Annotated in this window: 25 protein-coding genes; 15 read left to right on the forward strand and 10 right to left on the reverse strand. The window is 64.5% G+C overall.

Translation table 11 applies throughout. From position 1 onward, the window contains the following. The first annotated feature begins 7 nt into the window (after positions 1–7). From ACG873_RS28155 to ACG873_RS28180, 6 genes are all read left to right on the forward strand, one after another. The gene (locus ACG873_RS28155; protein WP_394889083.1) at positions 8–745 is read left to right on the forward strand and encodes a CpaD family pilus assembly protein; all 738 of its coding nucleotides are present in this window, start codon (positions 8–10) and stop codon (positions 743–745) included. A gap of 30 nt (positions 746–775) precedes the next feature. Continuing rightward, positions 776–2,059, forward strand: coding sequence for an AAA family ATPase (locus ACG873_RS28160; RefSeq protein ID WP_394889084.1), 1,284 nt, complete (start codon positions 776–778; stop codon positions 2,057–2,059). 23 nt (positions 2,060–2,082) lie between these two features. After that, entirely contained in the window at positions 2,083–3,588 is a 1,506-nt protein-coding gene (locus ACG873_RS28165) for a CpaF family protein (RefSeq protein ID WP_394889085.1), read from the forward strand. Between the two features lie 19 nt (positions 3,589–3,607). Further along, complete coding sequence (locus ACG873_RS28170) at positions 3,608–4,621, forward strand: type II secretion system F family protein (protein ID WP_394889086.1); 1,014 nt, start codon at positions 3,608–3,610, stop codon at positions 4,619–4,621. Between the two features lie 4 nt (positions 4,622–4,625). Further along, complete coding sequence (locus ACG873_RS28175) at positions 4,626–5,612, forward strand: type II secretion system F family protein (RefSeq protein WP_394889087.1); 987 nt, start codon at positions 4,626–4,628, stop codon at positions 5,610–5,612. A 123-nt stretch (positions 5,613–5,735) separates the two neighbouring features. After that, positions 5,736–6,098: a VOC family protein gene (locus tag ACG873_RS28180; RefSeq protein ID WP_394889088.1), complete on the forward strand. Its 363-nt coding sequence runs from the start codon at positions 5,736–5,738 to the stop codon at positions 6,096–6,098. Positions 6,099–6,134: 36 nt separating this feature from the next. Here ACG873_RS28180 and ACG873_RS28185 read toward each other — a convergent pair whose 3' ends face one another. Beyond that, positions 6,135–6,959 (reverse strand): tetratricopeptide repeat protein, encoded by an 825-nt coding sequence (locus tag ACG873_RS28185; RefSeq protein ID WP_394889089.1) that lies wholly within the window; start codon positions 6,957–6,959, stop codon positions 6,135–6,137. 126 nt (positions 6,960–7,085) lie between these two features. Between ACG873_RS28185 and ACG873_RS28190 the strand changes: the two genes are divergently transcribed. Further along, a complete protein-coding gene (locus tag ACG873_RS28190; protein WP_394889090.1) occupies positions 7,086–8,444 on the forward strand; it encodes a leucyl aminopeptidase family protein in 1,359 nt (452 codons plus the stop codon). A 40-nt stretch (positions 8,445–8,484) separates the two neighbouring features. On the opposite strand, the gene ACG873_RS28195 is transcribed toward ACG873_RS28190, so the two are convergent. After that, positions 8,485–9,084, reverse strand: a complete 600-nt coding sequence (locus tag ACG873_RS28195; protein WP_394889091.1) for a YdeI/OmpD-associated family protein — start codon at positions 9,082–9,084, stop codon at positions 8,485–8,487. 224 nt (positions 9,085–9,308) lie between these two features. Here ACG873_RS28195 and ACG873_RS28200 point away from each other — a divergent pair, with 224 nt between their 5' ends. The 3 genes from ACG873_RS28200 (at position 9,309) to ACG873_RS28210 (ending at position 11,874) form a co-directional block, all read left to right on the forward strand. Continuing rightward, the gene (locus ACG873_RS28200; protein ID WP_394889092.1) at positions 9,309–9,659 is read left to right on the forward strand and encodes a MarR family winged helix-turn-helix transcriptional regulator; all 351 of its coding nucleotides are present in this window, start codon (positions 9,309–9,311) and stop codon (positions 9,657–9,659) included. Next, entirely contained in the window at positions 9,656–10,516 is an 861-nt protein-coding gene (locus ACG873_RS28205) for an NlpC/P60 family protein (protein WP_394889094.1), read from the forward strand. Before ACG873_RS28200 ends, ACG873_RS28205 begins: the two co-directional genes overlap by 4 nt. An 884-nt stretch (positions 10,517–11,400) precedes the next feature. After that, the gene (locus ACG873_RS28210; RefSeq protein WP_394889095.1) at positions 11,401–11,874 is read left to right on the forward strand and encodes a hypothetical protein; all 474 of its coding nucleotides are present in this window, start codon (positions 11,401–11,403) and stop codon (positions 11,872–11,874) included. 5 nt (positions 11,875–11,879) lie between these two features. On the opposite strand, the gene ACG873_RS28215 is transcribed toward ACG873_RS28210, so the two are convergent. The 3 genes from ACG873_RS28215 to ACG873_RS28225 form a co-directional block, all read right to left on the reverse strand. Continuing rightward, positions 11,880–12,881: an LLM class flavin-dependent oxidoreductase gene (locus tag ACG873_RS28215; RefSeq protein ID WP_394889096.1), complete on the reverse strand. Its 1,002-nt coding sequence runs from the start codon at positions 12,879–12,881 to the stop codon at positions 11,880–11,882. 90 nt (positions 12,882–12,971) lie between these two features. Next, positions 12,972–14,117 carry an AI-2E family transporter gene (locus ACG873_RS28220; RefSeq protein ID WP_394889098.1) on the reverse strand — a complete coding sequence of 382 codons (1,146 nt, stop codon included), beginning with the start codon at positions 14,115–14,117 and terminating at the stop codon, positions 12,972–12,974. A 131-nt stretch (positions 14,118–14,248) separates the two neighbouring features. Beyond that, positions 14,249–15,307 carry an LLM class flavin-dependent oxidoreductase gene (locus ACG873_RS28225; protein WP_394889099.1) on the reverse strand — a complete coding sequence of 353 codons (1,059 nt, stop codon included), beginning with the start codon at positions 15,305–15,307 and terminating at the stop codon, positions 14,249–14,251. Positions 15,308–15,525: 218 nt separating this feature from the next. Here ACG873_RS28225 and ACG873_RS28230 point away from each other — a divergent pair, with 218 nt between their 5' ends. Next, positions 15,526–15,927: a DUF6481 family protein gene (locus ACG873_RS28230; protein WP_394889100.1), complete on the forward strand. Its 402-nt coding sequence runs from the start codon at positions 15,526–15,528 to the stop codon at positions 15,925–15,927. A gap of 16 nt (positions 15,928–15,943) precedes the next feature. On the opposite strand, the gene sugE is transcribed toward ACG873_RS28230, so the two are convergent. The 3 genes from sugE to ACG873_RS28245 form a co-directional block, all read right to left on the reverse strand. Then, positions 15,944–16,258, reverse strand: a complete 315-nt coding sequence (sugE, locus tag ACG873_RS28235; protein ID WP_394889101.1) for a quaternary ammonium compound efflux SMR transporter SugE — start codon at positions 16,256–16,258, stop codon at positions 15,944–15,946. 151 nt (positions 16,259–16,409) lie between these two features. After that, entirely contained in the window at positions 16,410–16,538 is a 129-nt protein-coding gene (locus ACG873_RS28240; RefSeq protein WP_394889102.1) for a hypothetical protein, read from the reverse strand. An 86-nt stretch (positions 16,539–16,624) separates the two neighbouring features. Then, entirely contained in the window at positions 16,625–17,884 is a 1,260-nt protein-coding gene (locus ACG873_RS28245) for a DNA recombination protein RmuC (RefSeq protein ID WP_394889103.1), read from the reverse strand. A gap of 97 nt (positions 17,885–17,981) precedes the next feature. Here ACG873_RS28245 and def point away from each other — a divergent pair, with 97 nt between their 5' ends. The 4 genes from def (at position 17,982) to truA (ending at position 20,828) form a co-directional block, all read left to right on the forward strand. Next, positions 17,982–18,512 (forward strand): peptide deformylase, encoded by a 531-nt coding sequence (gene def / locus ACG873_RS28250; protein WP_394889104.1) that lies wholly within the window; start codon positions 17,982–17,984, stop codon positions 18,510–18,512. A 119-nt stretch (positions 18,513–18,631) separates the two neighbouring features. Further along, the gene (gene fmt / locus ACG873_RS28255) at positions 18,632–19,567 is read left to right on the forward strand and encodes a methionyl-tRNA formyltransferase (RefSeq protein WP_394889105.1); all 936 of its coding nucleotides are present in this window, start codon (positions 18,632–18,634) and stop codon (positions 19,565–19,567) included. Then, positions 19,564–20,076: a GNAT family N-acetyltransferase gene (locus ACG873_RS28260; RefSeq protein WP_394889106.1), complete on the forward strand. Its 513-nt coding sequence runs from the start codon at positions 19,564–19,566 to the stop codon at positions 20,074–20,076. The genes fmt and ACG873_RS28260 overlap by 4 nt, the downstream gene beginning before the upstream one ends. Continuing rightward, entirely contained in the window at positions 20,076–20,828 is a 753-nt protein-coding gene (truA, locus tag ACG873_RS28265) for a tRNA pseudouridine(38-40) synthase TruA (protein WP_394889107.1), read from the forward strand. Before ACG873_RS28260 ends, truA begins: the two co-directional genes overlap by 1 nt. Here the strand turns inward: truA and ACG873_RS28270 are convergent. Continuing rightward, positions 20,813–21,406, reverse strand: coding sequence for a transporter (locus ACG873_RS28270; RefSeq protein ID WP_394889109.1), 594 nt, complete (start codon positions 21,404–21,406; stop codon positions 20,813–20,815). The two genes, truA and ACG873_RS28270, sit on opposite strands and share 16 nt — an antisense overlap. Before the next feature lie 7 nt (positions 21,407–21,413). After that, positions 21,414–22,601, reverse strand: coding sequence for a succinyl-diaminopimelate desuccinylase (gene dapE / locus ACG873_RS28275; protein WP_394889110.1), 1,188 nt, complete (start codon positions 22,599–22,601; stop codon positions 21,414–21,416). Between the last annotated feature and the right edge of the window lie 32 nt (positions 22,602–22,633).

Genomic DNA, 22,633 nt, shown 5'->3' on the forward strand with positions numbered 1-22,633 from the left:
TCAGGCAATGTCTAAGGCAATGTTGAAGAACCGGACGGACGCCGGACGCAAGGTCGCTGTCCCGACGCGTATCCGCCGGCCCGCCGTTTCGGTCCTCGGCGTCGCGGCGCTGGTACTTCTCGCCGGCTGCGCCGGGCCGCGCGACAGCGTCGTTGTGGGTGCGATCCCGGACGATTATCGCACCAACCATCCGATCGTGATCGCCGAAAAGGACCAGGTGATCGACCTGCCCGTCGGCGCCAGCGACCGCGGCATGACGTCGGGCCAGCGCGCCTCTCTGGAAGGCTTCTTCGCGGACTATGATCGCAGCGCCGCTCCCGCCTTGAGCATCCTGGTGCCCGTCGGCGCGGCCAACGACGTGGCCGCCTCGCATGCCGGCCACGACTTCGCCAGGCTGGCTAAATCGAACGGCGTTCCCGAAAGCCGTATCCTGATCAGTTCTTATCAGGCGCCGACGCCGGAAATCTCGGCTCCGATCCGCGTCGCCTACACGGCCATGAAGGCGCAGACCGGCAAATGCGGGCGCTGGCCGGAGGACCTTCTGCAGACCTCTGAAAACAAGCATTACGCGAATTTCGGCTGCTCCTATCAGAACAATCTGGCCACCCAGATCGCCAATCCGTCCGATCTGCTCGGACCGCGCAAGCAGAGCAGCATCGACGCCGAAAGGCGCGGGCGGGTCATCGACGGCTACCGGAACGCGGATGTCTTCGCTCCGGTGCCTGCACAGGAAGTTGACTACTGATCCAGTCGCAGCCTTGGGGGCGCGTGAAACATGAACAATTTGGCCTACGACTCCACACTGGAACACGGCGACATCGCGCAGCAGGACATCGCTGCCATGCACGCGCTGCGTCCCGTCCCGCGCATTTCGGTGCAGGCATTTTGCGAAACCGAAGGCATCGCCAACCCGATCGAGCGCGCCGGCGAGGACCGGCGCATGTCCAAGGCCCACCTGAAGGTCCATATGGGCGGCCTTGCGACTGCGGTGGAGTTTTACCAGACGGCGCCGACGCCCAACCTGATCATCCTGGAATCGCGCAGCGAGCCTAAGGAATTGCTCGTCGGGCTTCGTCAGTTGTCGGAATTCTGCGATCCGACGACCAAGGTCGTCGTCATCGGCCACTACAACGACGTCGGCCTCTACCGGGAACTGATCCGCACGGGCATATCCGAATATGTTGTCGCGCCGATTTCGATGGCCGACATCGTCAGCGTCATCTCCTCGATCTTCGTTGACCCGGAAGCCGAGCCGATCGGCCGGTCGATCGCCTTCATCGGCGCCAAGGGCGGCGTCGGCTCGTCGACCATCGCCCACAATGTAGCCTGGGCCATGTCCAACCTTTTCGCATCCGAGGTCGTGGTCGCCGACATGGACCTCGCATTCGGCACCGCCAACATCAATTTCGACCAGGACCCTGCGCAAGGCATTGCCGACGCCGTATTCTCGCCGGAACGCATCGACGAGGTCTATCTCGACCGCCTGCTGGCGCAGTGCGCCGAACGGCTCTCGCTGCTTGCCGCACCCTCGACGCTTGATCGCGTCTATGATTTCGACATCGACGCCTTCACCCAGATCATCGACACGGCGCAACGCAGCGCGCCGCTGCTCGTGCTGGACGTTCCGCATGTCTGGAACGGCTGGACCAGGAACACGCTGATGAAGGCAGACGAGATCGTCATCACGGTGACGCCCGAACTGGCCAATTTGCGCAACGCCAAGAACCTGGTCGACATGCTGAAGAAGATCAGGCCGAATGACGGGCCCCCGAAATTGATCGTCAACCAGGCCGGCGTTCCGAAGCGGCCCGAAATTTCGGTTGCCGATTTCGTCGAACCGCTGGGCGTCACGCCGATGGCCGTCATTCCCTTCGAGCCGCTCCTGTTCGGCAACGCCGCCAATAACGGGCGCATGCTCGGCGAGATGGACGCGAAGAGCCCCATCGTCGCTTCGATCAGCGAGATCGCCCACATTCTCACCGGGCGGAGTGAGATCAAGCCCAGGAAGAAGGCCCCGTTCGGCAATCTTCTGGGCAAGCTGAAGCTGAAGAAGAAGTGATCCAGCGGAATTGGTAGCCGAACATGTTTGGTAAAAGAGGCAATGACGACGCAGGCCGGACGGCGACGCCCGAATTCCGCGCGCCCGCTCCGGTGGCCCCGCCTGCCGCCCGCCCGGCGGTCGCCGCGCCGTCCGCTCCGGCTGCGCCGCCGCCGTCCGCTGCAGCTCCAGCGGCCTCTCCGGGCCGACGTGCGGTCGCTGCGCCACCGATAGCGCCTGAGCCGCGCCGCCCCGCGCGCGAGCGCAGCGAGACCTATTACGACACCAAGTCGCAGGTGTTCGCCGCGCTCATTGACACGATCGACCTTTCGCAGCTCGCCAAGCTCGATCCTGACAGCGCCCGCGAGGAAATCCGCGATATCGTCAACGATATCATCGCGATCAAGAATTTCGCGATGTCGATCTCCGAGCAGGAAGAACTGCTGGAGGATATCTGCAACGATGTCCTCGGCTATGGTCCGCTCGAACCGCTGCTCGCCCGCGACGACATCGCCGACATCATGGTCAATGGTGCGCGGCAGGTGTTCATCGAAGTCAATGGCAAGGTCGAGCAGACCGGCATCCGCTTCCGCGACAACCAGCAGCTCCTCAATATCTGTCAGCGTATCGTCAGCCAGGTCGGCCGCCGCGTCGACGAATCGAGCCCGATCTGCGACGCCCGCCTTCCCGACGGATCGCGCGTCAACGTCATTGCGCCGCCCCTCTCGATCGACGGCACCACCCTCACCATCCGCAAGTTCAAGAAGGACAAGCTGACCCTCGACCAGCTCGTGAAATTCGGCGCCATCAGCCAGGAGGGCGCCGAGGTTCTTAAGATCATAAGCCGCGTCCGCTGCAACATCGTCATTTCCGGCGGTACCGGCTCCGGCAAGACGACGCTGCTCAACTGCCTGACAAACTACATCGATCGCGAAGAACGCATCATCACCTGCGAGGATTCGGCGGAGCTCCAATTGCAGCAGCCGCATGTGGTGCGCCTCGAAACCCGTCCGCCCAACCTTGAAGGCGAGGGCGAGGTGACCATGCGCGATCTCGTCAAGAACTGCCTGCGCATGCGGCCCGAACGGATTATCGTCGGCGAAGTCCGCGGACCGGAGGTGTTCGATCTCCTGCAGGCCATGAACACCGGCCACGACGGCTCGATGGGAACCATCCACTCCAACAGCCCGCGCGAATGCCTGAACCGTATCGAATCGATGATCGCCATGGGCGGCTATTCGCTGCCGCAAAAGACGGTCCGCGAGATCGTCGTCGGCTCCATCGACGTGATCATCCAGGCCGCGCGCCTGCGCGACGGTTCGCGCCGCATCACCCACATCACCGAGGTGATAGGCATGGAAGGCGACGTCATCATCACGCAGGACCTGGTCCTCTACAACATCAAGGGTGAGGATGCGACCGGACGGCTACTCGGTCAGCATGTGTCGACCGGCATCGGCCGCCCGGCGTTCTGGGACCGGGCCCGCTACTACAACGAGGAACAACGCCTCGCCAGCGCCCTCGAGGCAATGGAAAAGCAGGCGGACTGATGCGCAAAGGCCTGCTCTGATGTTCGGGATCGACAGCACCATATTGGCGTTCATTGTGCTCGCGGGGTTCAGCGCCGGCGCGGTCGCCTACGCCTTTATGTTCAACACGATCGAGACCGAGAAGAACGCCGGAAAACGTCTGGAGACCGTCAAGCGCGCCGATACCGACCGCTCGGTGGTCAAGGCTTCGCGTGACCGTATAGCCGAGGCTACCAAGCGGCGCAAAAACGTCCAGGATTCGCTGAAGGATCTCGACGCCAAGCAGAAGGCGAAGGATCTCAACGTCAAGAAGCCGCCTCTCAAGGTGCAGCTCCGCCAGGCGGGGCTGGCCACGACCGTCGAGCGTTTCTATCTCTATTCGCTGGTCTGCGGTGCCGTTGTGACGGCTGCGGTCTTTATACTCGGCGCTCCCTTGCTGGCCGTGGGCGGCGCTTTCATCGCTTGCACCTTCGGCCTGCCGCGCTGGTTCGTCTCGTTCAAGCGCTCGCGCCGCGTCAAGGCGTTCCTGGAGGAGTTCCCCAACGCACTCGACATCATCGTGCGCGCGGTCAAGTCTGGGCTCCCCCTCAATGACGGCATCAGGCTGATCGCCAACGAATCGCCTGAGCCGGTGAAGACCGAGTTTCGTCGCATCGTCGAATCGCAGCAGGTCGGCCTGTCGATCCCGGAGGCGACGCTGCGCATGACAGAGACCATGCCCTGTCCCGAGGCTGGCTTCTTCGGCATCGTGATCCAGATCCAGAGCCAAGCCGGCGGCAACCTGTCGGAAGCGCTCGGCAACCTGTCGCGGGTGCTTCGCGACCGCAAGAAGATGAAAGCCAAGGTGCAGGCGCTGTCGATGGAAGCAAAGGCGTCGGCCGCCATCATCGGCGCCCTGCCTTTCATCATTGCCTTCCTCGTCTATCTGTCGAGCCCCAACTACATCATGCCGCTGTTCACCACGAGCACCGGCCACCTCATTCTCGGCATCTCCGGCGTCTGGATGTCGATAGGTATCTTCGTCATGCGCAAGATGATGAATTTCGAGGTCTGAGCACATGACCGATCAAGTCGTACGGGCACTCACCGATCCCTCCTTCCTCATCGCCATGCTGGTCAGCATCGCCGTCTTCGCCACCGTCTTCACGGTGCTGCCGGCATTCGGCGGCGATCCGCTCAAGGCGCGCATGAAAACCGTCGCGCTGGAGCGCGACGAACTGCGCGCCAAGCAGCGCGCACGCCTCGCGGCGGACGCCGAGCGCCGCCGCAAAGGCCTGCGCGAAGAGCAGTCGGTCGGCATGCGCAACATCGTCGAAAGGCTGGACCTGAAGCGCGCCCTGGTCGACGAGAACACGCTGAACAAGCTCAAGGTAGCAGGCTTCCGCGGCCAGAATCCGCTGACCAAGTTCCTGTTCTTCCGCCTGGTCCTGCCTTTTGTCGGCTTCGGCCTGGCGCTGCTCTACCTGTTCGTGCTCGGCGGCCTGGCCGAACAGCCGCCCCTGATCAAGCTGTTCGTCTGCATCGTGGTCGCCTATGCCGGCTTCTACGCGCCCAATCTCTATGTCAGCAACCGCGCCTCCAAGCGCAAGCAGTCGATCCAGATGGCGTGGCCGGATGCGCTCGACCTTTTGCTGATCTGCGTGGAATCGGGCATGTCGATCGAGGCGGCGCTGCGTAGGGTCGCCGACGAGATCGGCAGCCAGTCGGCGGATCTCGCCGAGGAGTTCGTGCTCACCAATGCGGAACTTTCCTATCTCCAGGAACGCAAGCAGGCTTATGAAAACCTGGCCAGCCGCACCGGCCTGGAGACGGTCAAGTCGATCACCCAGGCGCTGGTGCAAGCTGAACGCTACGGCACGCCCGTCGCTCAGGCGCTGCGCGTGCTCGCCGCCGAAAGCCGCGACATGCGCATGAACGCGGCCGAGAAGAAGGCGGCAGCACTTCCTCCGAAGCTCACCGTGCCGATGATCCTGTTCTTCCTGCCGGTGCTGTTCGCCATCATCCTCGGCCCCGCCGGCATCCAGGTCAGCAAGCAGGGGTTCTAGCGGATCGTCGAGCAGCCAATAGCCCTTCGGGAACCGAGGCCTGGAATGCTTCAAGCTGGCCATGACCGCCCTAGATAAGGAACCGCGCCAATAGTCTTGGCGCGGTGACGATAGGAGGGTCGGATGATTGTCAAGCGCATAGTCGCCAATATCGCTACGGAGAATCTCGGCGCAGCTCGCGCCTTCTATGGCGAAATCCTGGGCTTGAGACTGGTGATGGACCACGGCTGGATACAGACCTTCGCGGGCGAGGGACTGGCGGCGCCGCAAATCGGCATCGCCACGCAGGGCGGTTCGGGCACGCCTGTTCCCGACCTGTCGATCGAGGTTGATGACGTCGAAGAGGTCCGGCGGCGTGTCGTCGCCCGCGGGCTGGAAATCGAATACGGCCCGGCGGACGAGCCGTGGGGCGTGCGGCGCTTTTTCGTCCGCGATCCGTATGGACGTCTCGTGAACATCCTCTCGCATCAGGATTCGGACGGCTGATCTCCTGATCGCCCGCCTTCGCGGGTAAGCGCAGGCTTAATTCGTGTTGCCCTCGGGCTTTTCCTCGTCCGCCTTGATCTGGGTCCAGGCGTTCTGCTGCGCCAGCATGCCGCGCAGATAGGTCACGTTGGCCTTGGCCTGGTCGGGCGACAGCTCCTGGCTGGCGATCTGCTCGGCTTCCTCGAACCGGCCCTGCAGGCCGACGACCAGCGCCAGGTTCTGCCTGACGCGGCTGTCCGCCCCCGCGGCTTCCGAAGCCGATCGCATATAGGTCTCGGCGGTCTTGAGGTCGCCTTCCAGCACGTAGGACATGCCGAGATTGGAGAGTACCGACGGTTCGTCGGGTTTGAGGTCCAGCGCCTTGCGATAGAGCTGCCGCGCCTCGGCGGTCTGGCCGAGCTGGTCGAGTATCGCGCCCTCGGCCGAGACCAGCTTCCAGTCCGGATATTCCGGCGTCTGGGCGCGGCGTACGGCGTCCAGCGCCGGCTCGAACTGTCCGACGCCGGCGAGCGCCTTGCCATAGGCGGCGAGCACTTCGCGGTCCTGCGGATGCGCGATGGCAAGCTTGCGCATGACGGCCAGCGCCTGGTCGGACTGGCCGTTCATCTGCAGCACGCTGGCGTAGCGCATGGCGGTGGGCTTGTCGTTCGTGTCGCGCGTATAGGCCTTGCCGAGCGCGTCGGCCGTGCTCTGGAGTTCGCCGGTCGACATGTTCGCTATCGACTTGCCGGTGTCGCGCGAGATCGATCCCGTGGTCATCTTGGAGGTGCCGCAGCCTGCGACGCCGGCGGCGAGCGCGGCCAGGAAAACGCCTGTGAGGAGCCGCTTGCCTGTTGCGTTCATCGAGCGATTGGTCAACATCGGCTGCGAGCCTCCATCCGTCCCCGCGGCCGTTCTCCGGTCGCCTACCCCACCCCGGAGAAATATTCCGTTAACCCTAACGGATGGTTAAGGACCGCCAGCCAGCCAGCCCCAGGAACTTGAAGAATGCCTCTCGAACTCGTTGAAAAGCCGTCCCGCAAAGCTCTGCCCGTCCATCTCGTCGCCAAGGGCGATCTCGAAAGCCTCGACCCTGCCGCGGCCGCATGGGCCCGAGCCAACGGCTTTTCCGGCGATGCCGGCAAGGTGCTGCTGCTGCCAGGCTCCGACGGAGCCCTCGCCGGCGCGCTCCTCGGCATGGGCGACGGCGAGACTTCGCTGCATTCCGGCGCATTGGCCAAGGTGCTGCCGGAGGGCGAGTGGCATTTCGCGTCGGATCCGAAAAATCCGCCGCTCGCCGCGCTCGGGCTGGTGCTCGGTAGCTACGCCTTCACCCGCTACGGCAAGAAGCCTCGCAGCGACCTGCGCTTCGCGGCGCCTTCGGGCGTCGATCTGGCGCACACGCGCCGCGTCGCCGCCGCCGTGTTCCTGGCCCGCGACCTCGTCAACACGCCGACCAACGACATGGGTCCGGATGCGCTCGAGGCGGCGGTCCGCGCGCTGGCCGCCAGGCACAAGGCGAAGGTCGAGGTCGTAAAGGGCGACGCCCTGCTCGAAAAGAACTTCCCGATGATCCACGCCGTCGGCCGCGCCTCGTCCGAAGCGCCGCGCCTCATCGACATGCGCTGGGGGCCGAAGGGCGCGCCGAAGGTGACGCTGGTCGGCAAGGGCGTCTGCTTCGACACCGGCGGCCTCGACATCAAGCCGCCCAGCGGCATGCTGATCATGAAAAAGGACATGGGCGGCGCGGCCAACGTGCTGGGCCTCGCCTCGATGATCATGGAGGCGAAGCTCGCCATCCGCCTGCGCGTGCTGATCCCGGCGGTGGAGAACGCCATTTCAGGCAACGCCTTCCGCCCCGGCGACATTCTGCCGAGCCGCAAGGGCCTCACCGTCGAGATCGGCAACACCGACGCCGAGGGCAGGCTGGTGCTGGCCGACGCGCTGGCGCTCGCCGACGAGCAAGAGCCGCAGCTGCTGATCGACATGGCGACGCTGACCGGCGCGGCGCGAGTGGCGCTCGGGCCGGACCTTCCGCCCTTCTACACGGACGATGAGGCGCTTGCCGGCGAGGTCGCTGCCGCGGCGATCGCCGTCGAGGACCCGCTGTGGCGCATGCCGCTGTGGCGGCCCTACGAAGCGAAGCTCACCTCCAAGATCGCCGACATCAACAATGTCACCACTGACGGCTTCGCCGGCTCCGTCACCGCCGCCCTGTTCCTCCGCCGCTTCGTCGAGAAGGCGGCAAGCTGGGCGCATTTCGACATCTTCGCCTGGAACCCGTCGGACCGCGCCCACGGCCCGGCTGGCGGCGAAGCGCAGGGCATCCGCGCGCTGGAGCGGGTGCTGTCTCGAAGATATGGCTGAACCTCTTGGGTGGGCAGACGCGGCCGTCGCCCGCCAGGGCTCATTTCCTGCCCTGCGGGTAGATCGTTTCGCCACGCTTCAGCATCTCCACGAACGCCTCGATCTTCCTCTTGCGGCCCGCTTCGGTCTTCATGTTGTGGGTGCGGAAGGCTAGCGCGAAGCGGTTCTGCGCGCTGAGTTTAGCCAGCATCTCCCTGGCCTTCGGCTCGGCGTCTATTGCGGCCTGGAGATCGTCGGGGATTTTCATGTCCTTGCCGCTCCCGTAGGCGCGGTTCCAGCGTCCGTCGGCCTTGGCCGCCTCGACTTGCGCGAGCCCGTGCCCGGTCATCCGGCCTTCCCTGGTCAGCCGAGCGACGTTGTCGACATTGATCTGGCTCCAGATGCTCTTGCCTCGCCGCGGCGTGTAGCGCTGCAGGTAGCTCCTGTCGTCCAGCCCTTTGCGGATCGCATCGATCCAGCCCCAGCACAGCGCCGCGTCGATGGCTTCCTTGGGCGTGATCGATTCAAGCCCCGAACCCGCCTTGTGGATCTTGATCCACACCTCGCTTTCCTTGTCGTGGTGCTTGCCGAGCCAATCGTAAAAGCTCTCGGCGTCCTTGAACTCGTGGACCTTGTCGGGATCGACCTGGACGGGCGCCATCAGCTCGCCCGGCCATTGGCTTGCATGGAAGCCAAACTCGTGAGCGCCGGCGCCAGCCTTGGCTTGCGCGAGGGACGGAAAGATTTGATCTGCATGGTTCCTCCGCTGTCACGACGCCCAGTTATATCCGGGGGCGGATCGAATTCCAGCAGGCGACTGGCTGTTTGCGGCTGTCCCGGCCAAAATGAAACGGAACCGAAACGTTTTGCGCCCATTCTGCGGCCATGACCATCACCTTGCGCCCCAGCCAGGCCCTGCGGCTCTGGCAGCAGGTCAACCTTTCGGAGGTGCGCGATGCCGCGCCTGACCTGACCACGCGCCAGGCCGCGATCCTGCTCACCGTATATCTCGACCCGCCGCCGCATACGGTGCGCGGCCTGGCCGCCCGCCTCAACGTCACCAAGCCGGTCATCACGCGCGCGCTGGATTCGATGGGCGCGCTGAAGCTTGTCTCGCGCCACCGCGACCAGCTCGACAAACGCAACGTGCTGATCCGAAGGACGGTCGAGGGCGCGCTCTATGTCGAGCGGCTGGGCGATGTTATCATCGCCAAAGCCAGGGAGTTGCCGATTTGACCGCCCGAGACGTCCGCCTGCATGCCTTTCGTTCCGATCTCGCCGACGACCGGCTCAGGGGCAAAGTCTCGGCCGAGCGCTTCGTCGTAGGGCGGCCGGCGCGCATCGCTGCTGCTGTCGCGGATATCCGCAAGGCGCCGTCGCCGGATGCGGGTCTCGACACGCAGGCGCTTTTCGGCGACGACGTCCGGGTGTTCGAGCAAGCCGGCGGCTGGGCGTGGATCCAGGCCGAACGCGACGGTTATGTCGGTTACGTTGCCGAAACGATGCTTGGACCACAAGGAATTTCGCCGACCCATCTGGTGGCAGCGCCGCGCAGCTTTCTCTATCCCGGTCCCGACCTGAAGCTTCCGCGCTCCGGCGAGCTGTCGATGGGATCGGCGGTTGCGGTTACAGGATACGCCGAAACCCGCGGCACACGTTATGCACTCCTGTCCTCGGGCGACGCGATGATTGCCGGGCATCTGCGCCCGGCCGGCGATCCCGCGCCCGATTATGTCGCCGTCGCCGAAGCGTTCCTCAACACGCCCTATCTGTGGGGCGGGGTTTCGGGTTTCGGCATAGACTGCGCCGGCCTGGTGCAGCTTTCCATGCGCATGGCCGGCAGGGCCGTTCTGCGCGATACCGACATGCAGGCGGAAAGCATAGGCGAGCCGATCCGTCCGGGCGCCGGATTTTCCGGCCTGCGGCGCGGCGATCTCGTCTTCTGGAAGGGCCATGTCGCGATCATGACCGATGCCGACAACATGATCCACGCCAACGGCCACACCATGCTGGTCTCGCGCGAGCGGCTCTCCGACGCTATCGACCGCATCGGCTATCTCTACGGCGGGCCGACCGGGTTCAGACGGCCTTAGGGGCAGGGCACTCCACGCGGCGGGATCATGCCCCGAAGCGTGGTCGAGGCATTGCCGCCCAACTGTGGATAGAATCCACCTCCATCTCGGCTCGTTAGCAAAAAGAACTGTTGCGGATCAATGGCATGGCAGCCGGCGAAAAGAATTTTCGCGCCTCCGTTTATCCACACCCCCCGCTCCTCGCGCATAATCAGCTCACCGTTCTGGCGGGACCTGGTGCGCACCGGGTATCAGGCAGAATGGCGGTGACCTCCCGGCGTGGGTTCGGTATCCACGTCTCCGAGGGCGTCCGACGGGCCGGCATTCCGAGCGAAGCGTCAATGCTTCGTGAACGGAAGGCGGATCATCCGCGCGTCATTGTCCATGGAAAGAACATGGAGCGGGGCGCGTGACCGGTCGACCGTGGCGACAGACACCGGACGGGCGGGCATGGGAGTGCCTGTTCTTTTTTACGAATTCGTGCGGCGCTTTCTGCCCGCCCGTCTTCCCGACTACGTTAATGGCCAGACGCGAAAGCGGGCGTGGCAAAGGAGAGGTGCGCGTCTCTCCCTTCTCCCCTTGTGGGAGAAGGTGGATTGGCGCGAAGCGCCAAGACGGATGAGGGGTGTTGGAAGAAATGAGGCGGAGAAAATGGGACACATACAAAGCGATACGCAGACAATCACCTCTGTATTACTCCACGCAGCACCCCTCATCCGACCTCGCTCCGCTCGGCCACCTCTCCCACAAAGGGAGAAGGTGAGGCGCGCCCCAGCACTGCCGCACCGACCGCACCGACGGGCGCTTGCGCCGATTCCTGTCGGCGCACCCTCCTGACAGAAAGCTGTCAGGAGCAGTCAATTAGACTGCTATCATCGCAAGCGCATCGGGAGAGGGAGAGCAGCATGAATTCGCGGGCAAATGAGGGCGCGGCCGGTTTCGATTTCCTGATCGGAAGCTGGACGATCGAGAACGAGCGCTTGGCGGAGCGGTTTGTGGGAAGCGACGAGTGGACGCGGTTCACGGCCACCTCGACCTGCCGCAAACTCCTGAACGGCGCCGGCAACCTTGAGGAAATGGCGATCCCCGGAAGCGAATTTGCCGGGCTGGCGCTGCGGATATTCAATCCCGACGACGGGCTGTGGTCGATCCACTGGGCCGACAATGACCGCCACCACGTGCTGCCGCCGATGGTCGGCCGGTTCGAGAACGGGATTGGCCTCTTCTACGGCGACGAGGAGCATGAGGGCCGGACGGTGCGCGCCCGCTTCACCTGGACGCCGTCGGCGCAAAACCCGCGCTGGGAGCAGGCATTTTCGCAAGACGGCGGCGAGACCTGGGAAACCAACTGGGTGATGAAATTTTCGCGGACGGGGTGAGGCACCTACGCGGCTTGCGACAGTTCCCGGTGCGCGTCGGCCAGTATCTCGAACGACCTCACCCGCGCTGCATGGTCGAATATCTGCGCCGTGACCATCAGTTCGTCGGCGCCGGTGCGGCGGATGAAGGCGTCGAGGCCGCTGCGCACGGTTTCCGGCGAACCGGCGATGGCGCAGGAAAGCGCCTGGTCGAGCATTGCGCTGGCCATCGGCTCGATCTGGCTCCTGTAGCCGGCGACCGGCGGCGGCAGCGGTCCGGGCCTGCCGGTGCGCAAATTGACGAAGGCCTGTTGCAGCGAAGAGAACAGAAGCTCGGCTTCCGCGTCCGTCGCCGCGGCGATGACGTTCAGCCCGAGCATCACATAGGGCTTGTCGAGCTGTGCAGAGGGCTGGAATCGCGAGCGGTAGATATCGATCGCGTGCTCCATTTCGGCCGGTGCAAAATGCGAAGCGAAGGCGTAGGGCAGGCCGAGCATGGCGGCAAGCTGCGCGCCGTAGGTCGACGAGCCGAGGATCCACACCGGAACGTTCTGACCCTCGCCGGGCACGGCGCGGATGCGCTGGCCGGGTTCGGCCGGCTGGAAGTAGCCGATCAGTTCAACGACATCCTGCGGAAAGCTGTCGACGCCGGCATCGAGATTGCGGCGCAGCGCCCGAGCCGTCGCCATGTCGGTGCCCGGCGCCCGGCCGAGGCCGAGATCGATGCGGCCGGGATGGAGCGCCGCCAGCGTGCCGAACTGCTCGGCGATGACCAGCGGTGCATGGTTGGGCAGCATGATGCCGCCCGCGCCGACGCGGATCGTCGAGGTGCCGGCCGCGACATGGGCGATGACGACCGAGGTCGCGGCGCTGGCGATGCCAGGCATGTTGTGATGTTCGGCAAGCCAATAGCGCCGGTAGCCGAGCCGCTCGGCATGGCGCGCCAGATCGAGCGTATTGGCGAGCGACTGCGAGGCGGTGCCGCCTTCGGTGATCGGCGACAGGTCGAGAACGGAAAGGGGGATCATGGCGCGGTTTCCGGGGATCGGAATTCGCATATGGGGAGCGATGTCCTTGGCCGCAAATACTGGCCCACAGGATCGAGACAACCTGGAAGGTTATTCGGCGGGGCTGCCTTGCGACTGCTCCTCCGCCTCTTCCGCCGTCTGCTGTGCCGCCAGGAAATTGCCGACATGGCGCAGGCTTTCGAAATGGTCGCAGAAGACCTTGATGACGACCAGGATCGGCACCGCGATCAGCGCGCCTACGAAGCCCCACAGCCACGACCAGAAGGCGATCGCGATGAAGATCGCCACTGCGTTGATCTCAAGACGCCGTCCGACCACGAACGGCGTCACGAACTGGCCCTCGATCACGTTGCAGAGCACCACGAAGGCCGGCGCGGCCAGCGCATAGGTCAGGCTATCGAAGCTGATGATCGAAATCGCCGCTACCAAAAGAATGGTCATAAGCGCGCCGATATAGGGCAGGAAATTCAAAAGCGCCGCGATGACGCCAAAGACAAACGGATTGGGCATGCCGATGGCCCAGAGGCCGAGGCCGATCGCGATGCCGAGGCCGCCATTGATCAGCGCGACGGTCAGCAGGTAGCGGGAAATTTCGCGCTCGACATCGTAGACGACGCGCAGCGCCCGCTTCTTCTCGCTCATGCGGGCAAAGGACTGGATGATTTTCTCGTAAAACATCGTGCCGGAGGCCATCAGGAACAGCGACAGCACGAAAGTGATCGCTACGGTGGTTGCGGCCGACAGGAGGTTGCCGGCGGCCTGGGAGACAATGCCCGGCTGCGCCATTACGACTTTCTGCACGCCCGGCTCCTGCGTGGTCTCGGCGACCTGCTCGACCTGTCGGGAAACCTGCATCATCCGTTCGAATGGATGGCGCAGTTCCGCCAGCCGCTCGGTAAGTTGGCGTCCGATCGCCGGCGCGTCGTTGACGAGATCCATAACCGGACCGCTCATGAAATATCCCGTGCCGCCGATGCCGATGACCGACAGGAGAACGAGAAGCGTCGCGGAGATCGGCTCGGGGACGCCGTGCTTGCGCAGGAAACGCACGATCGGCGTCAGCATCAGAGCGAGCATGAAGGCGAGGATGACCGGCATGAAGAATTCGCGCGCGAAATAGAGCGCATAGACCGCCATGAAGATGAAGATGCCGATCAGAAGCGAGCGCATGAGCCTCGTGTCGGATGCGGTTCGAATGGCTTCCGGCGTCGCTTCACCGGGTGGCTGGGCCGTCATGGCGATGTCCCCCAAGTTTTCGCGGTGTATATGGCCGCACGGCCGCGCGAAAATCCTTTCATTCGCAACAATGCGCACGCAAAGCCGATGTTCCGCCGGCACGTGAAGCGGGCTATGTCGCTGGCAGGATTTCAGTCCGCCGCCGCGGATGCCTTCGTGGCCGCCGTCTCGCGTCGGACGATCGGCGCGACCTTGGTGCCATACAGCTCGATCGCCTTCATGAGCTTGGCATGCGGCATGATGCCGATCGCCATCTGCAGCAGGAAACGGTCGTTCCCGAAGATGCGGTGGTGGGCGACGATCTTTTCGGCGACCTCTTCCGGATTGCCGACGAACAGCGCGCCGCTTGGGGACCGCGACTGGTCGAAATGCGCCCGCGACGTCGGACCCCAGCCGCGTTCGCGGCCGATGCGGTTCATCACCTCGGCCTGCGGGAGATAAAAATCGTCGGCGGCCTGTTCGGTGGTTTCGCCGACGAAGCCGTGCACGTTGATGCTGGTGGCGAGGGCTGCCGGATCATGGCCGGCGCGGCTTGCGGCCTGCCGGTAGAGGTCGAAGAGCGGCGCGAAACGCGCCGGCTCGCCGCCGATGATGGCGAGCGCCAGAGGCAGGCCGAGCACGCCCGCGCGGGCAACCGAATTGGGCGTGCCGCCCACTGCGATCCAGATCGGCAGCCTTTCCTGGAACGGGCGCGGATAGACGCCGCGATTGTCGATCCGCGGCGTATGCTTCCCGCCCGGCCAGGAGACACGCTCGCTCTCGCGAAGCTTGAGCAGCAGCTCGAGCTTCTCGGCAAACAGCGTGTCGTAGTCGTCGAGCTGGTACCCGAACAGCGGGAAGGATTCGATGAAGGAGCCGCGCCCGGCCATGATCTCCGCCCTCCCGCCGGAGAGCAGGTCCAGCGTCGAGAATTGCTGGAAGACGCGCACCGGATCGTCCGAGGAGAGCACGGTGACGGCGCTGGTCAACTTTATGCGCTTGGTGCGCTCGGCGGCCGCGGCAAGCGCCACCACGGGAGCGGATGCTGCATAATCGGGCCGGTGGTGCTCGCCGAGGCCGAACACATCGAGCCCGACCTGGTCGGCCAGTGCGATCTCTTCCATGAGATTGCGCAGGCGCTGATGCGGCGTTATCGCCCCGGGCCCGTTGTCGAGGCTGACGTCGGCGAAGGTGTAGAGGCCGAGTTCCATGGCTTTTCCTCGCTATGTTGCCCGCCACAGGTAGCGGCGCGGCGGGGCAACCGCCAGTGCCTCTCCGGTGAACAGTCCATTCGAGGATGCCGCAAAAGCGTTCCCCTGCGGCAACATAGCGGGCGATTTCATGGCTGGCATGCCGATTTGACGCTTGAACTATCGGCCATCGCGCGTATGTAAGCGGCGCGATCGACGACAAGAATTGAAGGCGGACATTGGCTATCTATAAAGAGAAAGACATTTTCGAGCGGCGTAACGCGGCGAACGAAGCAAAGAGGGCTCTGCTGGAGCGGTTCAAGGCAAAGCCGGCCGCGGATGATCCGCAGGTGCTGGCAAAGCAGGCAGAGCGCAAGGCGATCCTCGAGGCGCGCGAGAAGCGGGCCGCGGAGAAGGAAAAGCTGAGGCAGGAAAGGCTGGCGCGCGAAGCAGCCGAGCGGGCCGAACGCGAAGCGGCGGCGGAAGCCGCGCGCATCGCCGCGGAAGAGGCCGCGCAGGCCGAGGCCAAGGCCAAGGAAGCGGAAGATAACGAGCGCATCGCCCGCCTTCTCGCAGACGAAGCCGAGCGCAAAGCCAAGCGCGACGCGCGCTATGCCGCGCGCAAGCAGCGCAAGCGCTGAGCTTTCGCAGCCGGCCTCAGGCGACCAGCTTGAGGCCGACAATGCCCGCCACGATCAGGCCGATGCAGACCAGCCTGATGACCGTGGCCGGTTCGCCGAGCAGGTAGATGCCGAGGATCGCGGTTCCGACCGTGCCGATGCCGGTCCAGATCGCGTAGGCGGTGCCAACCGGCAGCGTCTTCAGGGCCAGGCCGAGCAGGCCAAGACTTACCACCATACTGGCGACGGTGAGCAGCGTCGGCGTGAGGCGGGTGAAGCCGTCGGTGTATTTCAGGCCGATCGCCCAACCTATTTCAAACAATCCCGCGAAGAAGAGATAAGTCCAAGCCATGCTGGCACTCAGTGTCTCGGCGGGCCGTCCCTACCGACAAAGTTAAGACGCAGGGCCGTCCCCGCGCCGGCGCGGAGCGCCCTTTGCGCCGCGCTCTAAAATTGCGGCCGGCGTTATCGCGCCGGCCGCCCGTTGCGAAGCCTTCCGAAGACTATTTCTTTTCCTTCAGCTTGGCTGCGGGAACCGGCGCCGCCTTGAGCGCGGGCGCGGGCGCCGGCTTCTTGGCGTCCTTCTTCGGTTTCCTGGCTTCCTTGTTGCTCTTCATCTGACCCTTGGCCATGATTCGTTCCTCCGGCTGGTTGGCGGCAGAGTGAAACAGGGGAATCGGGCGAGGGCAAGAGGGCGCGCGGAATGCTGATCCGTCGCCTATGCGTCTGCCTCGTCGACCACGCGCAATCGCAACTGTCCGGTCCGGGAATCTGCGCTCCGCGCCTGCGCCTGCGCGGCGACGATCTCGGCCGGCTCCGCTCCAGGCGTTCCGAACTCAAGCGCCTCGATCTTCTGGCCGCGCTTGGTCACCTTTGAGGACGAGACCAGGATGTCGTCGATGTCCTTCGAGGCCTGGCCGAAATGCGTCTGCAGTTTGCGTACCCGGTCGTCGAGCCGCGAAACGTCCTCCATCAGGCGGATGACTTCGCCCTGGATCAGATGCGCCTGCTCGCGCATCGAGGCGTCCTTCAGGATGGCCTGGATGACCTGGATCGACAGCATCAGCAGCGAAGGCGAGACGATGACGATGCGTGCCTTGTGGGCGCGGTGGACGATCGATTCGAAATTCTCGTGGATCTCCGCGAAGATCGATTCCGACGGCACGAACAGGAAGGCGGTGTCCTGCGTCTCGCCATTGATCAGGTATTTTTCCGAGATCGCCTTGATGTGCACTTCGAGGTCGCGCCGGAAGGCCTGCGCGGCATACTTCTGTGCCTCGGAACCCTCGATGTCGGCGGCAGCACGAATAGCGTTCCACGCCTCCAGCGGGAATTTCGCGTCGATGACCAGCGACGGCGCGCCGTTCGGCATCTTTACGACGCAGTCCGGCCGGTTGCCGTTGGAAAGCGTCGCCTGGAACTCGTATGCGCCATGCGGCAGGCCGTCCGCCACGATCGCCTCCATGCGCGACTGACCGAAGGCGCCGCGCGTCTGCTTGTTGGAGAGGATCGCCTGAAGCTGAACGACCTGGCCGGCGAGCGACTGGATATTGCCCTGCGCCGTGTCGATGACCGCCAGCCGCTCCTGCAATTTCGCCAGGCTCTCATGCGTCGATTTCGTCTGCTCGGTCATGGTCTGGCCGATGCGGCCGGTCATGGCGTCGAGGCGCTGGCCGATCGACTGGGTGAGTTCGGCCTGCCTGGCGCCGAACACCTCGGCCACGGCCCCGAGCCGGCCCTGCATTTCGGCCTGCGCCTGCAATATGCCGGCCATGCGCGCCTCGGCATCGCGGGCATGGTCGGCTGCTTCGGCCGCGGCCGCCGCACGCGCATTCGCAGCGCGCCAGAGCGCAGCGATCAGCGCCACCAGCAGGACAAGGAACAGCGTGGCGGCGGCTGCGAGCAGCTGGCCGAGCGTGACTGTCGAGGCACCGAGTTGCGCAACGGGAGCCGAGAGTATTGAGCTGAGTTCGTTCATGCCGCGCAGCGTACGCGATTCGGCTGCAGATCAAAACATGAACATTTGCGCATCTGTCACGGTTGACGGGATTAAGGCGAGCGATTACGTGAAAACGATGTCGATCAAGCCTCTCATCATCCTTCCCGATCCTGTCCTCCGCCAGGTTTCAAAGCCGATCGAGCGCGTCGACGCGCCGCTGCTCAAGCTGGCTGACGACATGCTGGAAACCATGTATGACGCGCCAGGCATCGGCCTGGCGGCGATCCAGGTCGGCGAACCGCTCAGAATGCTGGTGATCGATCTCGCAAAGGAAGGTGAGGAGCCCGCGCCGCAGGTCTTCATCAATCCGGAGATCGTCGTAAGCGGCGACGAGCGTTCCGTCTATGAGGAAGGCTGCCTGTCGATCCCGGATTATTATGCCGAGGTCGAGCGCCCGGCCGCCGTTCGCGTGAAGTACCTCGACCGCGACGGCAAGCTGCAAGAAATCGACGCAGAAGGCCTCCTTGCCACTTGCCTGCAACATGAGATCGACCATCTCAACGGCGTGCTGTTCATTGACCACATCTCCAAGCTGAAGCGCGACATGGTGGTGAAGAAGTTCAAGAAACTGGCCAAGGACCGCCCGCCGAGCCGCATGGTGGGATAGGCGACGACCACGATCCGAGTCTGGCGTTGATGCGACGGGCTTGACCTGAAACTCGTAAACCCGTTTGAAACAGGCGTGTAAAACACGCGCATCACGCCACGCCGCCAAACGGGAAATATATGCCGCTTCGCATCATCTTCATGGGAACGCCGGATTTTTCCGTGCCGACGCTTCGGGCGCTTGCCGAGGCCGGGCACGAGATCGCTGCCGTCTACACCCAGCCGCCGCGGCCGGCAGGAAGGCGCGGACTCGACCTGACGCCGTCGCCGGTGCAGCGCGAGGCCGAAAGGCTGGGGCTTGTGGTGCGCACGCCGGTTTCGCTCAAGGGCGAAGCGGAGCAGGCGGAATTTGCCGCGCTCGAGGCGGACGCTGCAGTGGTGGTCGCCTACGGCCTGCTTCTGCCGAAAGCCATTCTGGAAGGCACGAGGCTCGGCTGCTGGAACGGCCATGCCTCGCTGCTGCCGCGCTGGCGAGGCGCCGCGCCGATCCAGCGCGCCGTCATGGCCGGCGACCGGGAAACCGGCATGATGATCATGAAAATGGACGAAGGGCTGGATACCGGCCCGGTTGCGCTGGCCGAACACGCCGCGATCGCATCGGACATGATCGCCGGCGAGTTGCACGACCGCCTGATGGCGATCGGCGCCGACTTGATGGTCAAGGCTATGTCAGGGTTGGAACGGGGCGAACTGACGCTGCGGCCGCAGGCGGCCGAAGGCGTGACTTATGCGCGTAAAATCGATAAAGCGGAAACGCGCGTCGATTGGACGCGTGCAAACCGGCAGGTCCACAACCATATTCGCGGCCTCTCGCCCTTTCCCGGGGCGTGGTGTGAAGCGGAGATCGCCGGCAAGGTTGAGCGGCTGAAACTGCTTCGCTCAACTCTCGCCGATGGGCACGGCGAGCCGGGCGAAATTCTCGACGACGGGCTTACGGTAGCCTGCGGCGAGGGGGCGATCCGGCTGAGAGAAATTCAACGGGCGGGCGGCAAGCCTGTCTCCGCCGAGCAGTTTCTGCACGGCGCAAAAACAAGAAAAGGAATGAAATTGTCATGAGCATGATGTCGATCAGAACGGCAACGCCGAGGGATCGCGACGCGATCCGCCTCGTCGAGGAGCACGCTTTCGGCCAGAAGCTGGAGGCCGGGCTGGTCGACGCTTTGGTCAGCGATGGCGACGCGATCATCGAGCTCGTGGCGGAAGATGACGGCCAGGTCGTTGGTCATATCCTGTTTTCGCGACTCTTCGTGTCGAAGGGCGGCAAGAATTTTCCCGCCGTCGCGCTGGCGCCGCTTGCCGTCGAACCCGCCTTCCATGGCGCCGGCATCGGTGGCGCGCTGATCCGCGAGGCGCACCTCAAGCTCAAGGCTGCCGGCGAAAAACTCTCCGTGGTTCTGGGCGATCCCGCCTATTACGGCCGCTTCGGCTATTCGCATGAGCGCGCCGCGAAGTTCGAAAGCGAGTATCAGGGCGAGGCGCTGCAGGCGCTGGCCTGGGAAGAGGCCGCTCCTGAGACGGGAAGCCTGGTCTATGCATCGGCCTTCGGGTCTGCTCTTGCCGCTTGATGCCGCGCTACCGCCTCGACATCGAGTATGATGGCAGCACCTATGCCGGGTGGCAGCGGCAGGACGGGCCGCATTCGGTACAAGCGGCGATCGAGCAGGCGATCAAAAGTTTCTGCGGCGACGAGATAGCGCTGCGCGGCGCCGGCCGTACCGACGCCGGCGTTCATGCCACCGGCCAGGTGGCGCATGCCGACCTGACCAAGCAATGGCCGGCCGACACGGTTCGCGACGCCATCAACGCGCATCTGCAGATGGCCGGCGAAGCCGTGGCGGTGCTGGCGGCGAGACCCGTTCCGGACGATTTCGACGCGCGCTTCTCGGCGACCGGCAGGGAGTATCTCTACCGCATCATTAACCGGCGCGCGCCGGCGGCGCTGGAGAAGAACCGGGCGTGGTGGGTGCCGAAGCAGCTTGACGTCGAAGCCATGCAGGAAGCAGCGCTCATGCTGGTCGGTCGCCACGACTTCACCACGTTCCGCTCCGTGCAGTGCCAGGCGAGCAGCCCGGTGCGGACGCTGGAGCGGCTGGACGTCAGGCGCTCCGGCGAACTGATCGAGATTCGCGCCGCGGCTCGGTCCTTTCTGCACAACCAGGTGCGCTCCATGGTCGGCTCGCTGAAGCGCGTCGGCGAGGGTGGCTGGACGCCAGGCGATGTGAAAGCCGCGCTTGAGGCGAAAAATCGCGCGGCGTGCGGGGCGGTGGCTCCGCCGGAAGGGCTTTATTTGACCGGCGTCCGCTATCCGGGAATATAGATTCCAAGCGCCGCCTGCAGTAGGAAGAGCACAGCGAGCGAGGCGATGAACATGCCTGCAAACACTGCCGTGCCGATTGCAGGGCCCCTGCCGATGACGACATTGGTCAGCCGCCACGTCAGCACCATGGAAAGGCCGAACAGGCCGATCGACAGCAGCGACGCCAAGTCGGATGAGGACGGCGAAATCAGCCTGAGCAGGGCGGCTGGCAGCATAAGCCAGATGATCAGCGCCGAGCCCCAGTTGCTGGCGACGACATAGTGGACGAAGCGGGCGCCGATGCCGGCCAAGGGCGCTGCGAGCGCGAGCGCCGCGAGCGGTAGAACCCAGGCGCTGAGATCGATCGCGGCCAGCCGCAGCAGGACCGAGAGCCGACTGCCGGCTGCCGGTTCCGCGGTGATTTCGTTGGCCATGCCGATCCAGCCGACAAAAAGCGGCGGCAGGGCGACGACGATGGCGAAGAAGGAGTTCCAGAAACCGTCTGCCGAGATGTCGAGCATGAGCAGCCCGTCGGGCTTGCCCGTCATCAGCCGCCATGCGCCGGTCAGATATCGCTGGATTTCGGCTGCGCTCGGCATTTCGCGCTCAGCCGAACCAGTCTTTGATGAAGCGGGAATAGATCTGCGTCAGCGTTTCGAGGTCGGTGACCGCGACGCGCTCGTCGACCATGTGCATGGTCTTGCCTACCAGGCCGAACTCGACGACCGGGCAGAAATCCTTGATGAAGCGCGCGTCGGACGTGCCGCCCGAGGTGGAAAGCGCCGGCGTTCTGCCCGTCACGGCCCTTACCGATCCGCTCAGCGTCTCGATCAGCTTGTCGTCGCGGGTGAGAAAGACGTGGCTCGGACGGTCGCGCCAGGCGAGATCGTACTCGATCGGCTCGCGTCGGCCCTTGCGGTACTTTTTGCGGCGGCTGGCTGTATCGAGCCGGTTGTGGATCTCGGCCTGGACGGTCTCGGCGGTCCACGTGTCATTGAAGCGGATATTGAACGTTGCGGTCGCCTTGGCCGGGATGACGTTCACGGCCGGGTTCCCGACATCGATCGAGGTGATTTCGAGGTTGGTCGGCTGGAAATCGGCGGTGCCGGCATCGAAAGGCGGCTCAATCAGCGCATCGACCAGCGTCATCAGCCCGCGCACCGGGTTGTCGGCCAGATGCGGATAGGCGACGTGACCCTGCCGGCCGTGCACCGTGACCGAGCCCGACAGCGATCCGCGGCGGCCGATCTTGATCATGTCGCCGAGCGCGTCCGGATTGGTAGGCTCGCCGACGATCGCGGCGTCCCACTTCTCGCCCCGAGAGGCAGCCCAGTCGAGCAGCTTCACAGTGCCGTTGATCGCCGGGCCTTCCTCGTCGCCGGTGATCAGCAGCGACACGGAGCCCTTTGGGTTGCCATGCTTTTCGATGTGCCGCGCAAGGGCGGCGACAAAGCAGGCGATGCCGCCCTTCATGTCCACCGCGCCGCGGCCATACATCTCGCCATTGCGGATTTCGCCGGAAAAAGGCGGCTGCGTCCACGCCGAATCGTCGCCGGCCGGCACGACGTCGGTGTGCCCGGCAAACATCAGATGCGGACCATTGCCGGACAGCCTGGCGTAAAGGTTCTCGATATCCGGCGTGCCGCTTTCGGAAAAGCTCGGCCGCTCGACCGAAAAGCCGAGCGGTCTCAGCATGGCGGCAAGGACGGAGAGCGCGCCGCCCTCGGCCGGCGTGACCGACGGGCAGCGGATCAGGGTTGCGAGATTTTCGGCGGGATCGTCCGGCAGTTTCATGACAAGCGGGATACTGCAAACTTCCGCCCCTG

The sequence above is a fragment of the Allomesorhizobium aridi genome, assembly GCF_043769475.1.
GTDB lineage: Bacteria > Pseudomonadota > Alphaproteobacteria > Rhizobiales > Rhizobiaceae > Allomesorhizobium.

Excerpts from the sequence above, each read along its gene's own strand:
- ACG873_RS28165 (WP_394889085.1), top strand. The coding sequence starts at position 2,083 with ATGTTTGGTAAAAGAGGCAATGACGACGCAGGCCGGACGGCGACGCCC.
- ACG873_RS28240 (WP_394889102.1), bottom strand. The coding sequence starts at position 16,538 with ATGGCCAAGGGTCAGATGAAGAGCAACAAGGAAGCCAGGAAACCGAAG.
- ACG873_RS28200 (WP_394889092.1), top strand. The coding sequence starts at position 9,309 with ATGACCATCACCTTGCGCCCCAGCCAGGCCCTGCGGCTCTGGCAGCAG.
- ACG873_RS28195 (WP_394889091.1), bottom strand. The coding sequence starts at position 9,084 with ATGGCGCCCGTCCAGGTCGATCCCGACAAGGTCCACGAGTTCAAGGAC.
- truA (WP_394889107.1), top strand. The coding sequence starts at position 20,076 with ATGCCGCGCTACCGCCTCGACATCGAGTATGATGGCAGCACCTATGCC.
- ACG873_RS28260 (WP_394889106.1), top strand. The coding sequence starts at position 19,564 with ATGAGCATGATGTCGATCAGAACGGCAACGCCGAGGGATCGCGACGCG.
- ACG873_RS28270 (WP_394889109.1), bottom strand. The coding sequence starts at position 21,406 with ATGCCGAGCGCAGCCGAAATCCAGCGATATCTGACCGGCGCATGGCGG.
- sugE (WP_394889101.1), bottom strand. The coding sequence starts at position 16,258 with ATGGCTTGGACTTATCTCTTCTTCGCGGGATTGTTTGAAATAGGTTGG.
- ACG873_RS28245 (WP_394889103.1), bottom strand. The coding sequence starts at position 17,884 with ATGAACGAACTCAGCTCAATACTCTCGGCTCCCGTTGCGCAACTCGGT.
- ACG873_RS28170 (WP_394889086.1), top strand. The coding sequence starts at position 3,608 with ATGTTCGGGATCGACAGCACCATATTGGCGTTCATTGTGCTCGCGGGG.
- dapE (WP_394889110.1), bottom strand. The coding sequence starts at position 22,601 with ATGAAACTGCCGGACGATCCCGCCGAAAATCTCGCAACCCTGATCCGC.
- ACG873_RS28175 (WP_394889087.1), top strand. The coding sequence starts at position 4,626 with ATGACCGATCAAGTCGTACGGGCACTCACCGATCCCTCCTTCCTCATC.
- ACG873_RS28160 (WP_394889084.1), top strand. The coding sequence starts at position 776 with ATGAACAATTTGGCCTACGACTCCACACTGGAACACGGCGACATCGCG.
- ACG873_RS28220 (WP_394889098.1), bottom strand. The coding sequence starts at position 14,117 with ATGACGGCCCAGCCACCCGGTGAAGCGACGCCGGAAGCCATTCGAACC.
- ACG873_RS28215 (WP_394889096.1), bottom strand. The coding sequence starts at position 12,881 with ATGATCCCCCTTTCCGTTCTCGACCTGTCGCCGATCACCGAAGGCGGC.
- ACG873_RS28225 (WP_394889099.1), bottom strand. The coding sequence starts at position 15,307 with ATGGAACTCGGCCTCTACACCTTCGCCGACGTCAGCCTCGACAACGGG.
- ACG873_RS28190 (WP_394889090.1), top strand. The coding sequence starts at position 7,086 with ATGCCTCTCGAACTCGTTGAAAAGCCGTCCCGCAAAGCTCTGCCCGTC.
- ACG873_RS28185 (WP_394889089.1), bottom strand. The coding sequence starts at position 6,959 with ATGTTGACCAATCGCTCGATGAACGCAACAGGCAAGCGGCTCCTCACA.
- ACG873_RS28210 (WP_394889095.1), top strand. The coding sequence starts at position 11,401 with ATGAATTCGCGGGCAAATGAGGGCGCGGCCGGTTTCGATTTCCTGATC.
- ACG873_RS28180 (WP_394889088.1), top strand. The coding sequence starts at position 5,736 with ATGATTGTCAAGCGCATAGTCGCCAATATCGCTACGGAGAATCTCGGC.
- fmt (WP_394889105.1), top strand. The coding sequence starts at position 18,632 with ATGCCGCTTCGCATCATCTTCATGGGAACGCCGGATTTTTCCGTGCCG.
- ACG873_RS28155 (WP_394889083.1), top strand. The coding sequence starts at position 8 with ATGTCTAAGGCAATGTTGAAGAACCGGACGGACGCCGGACGCAAGGTC.
- def (WP_394889104.1), top strand. The coding sequence starts at position 17,982 with ATGTCGATCAAGCCTCTCATCATCCTTCCCGATCCTGTCCTCCGCCAG.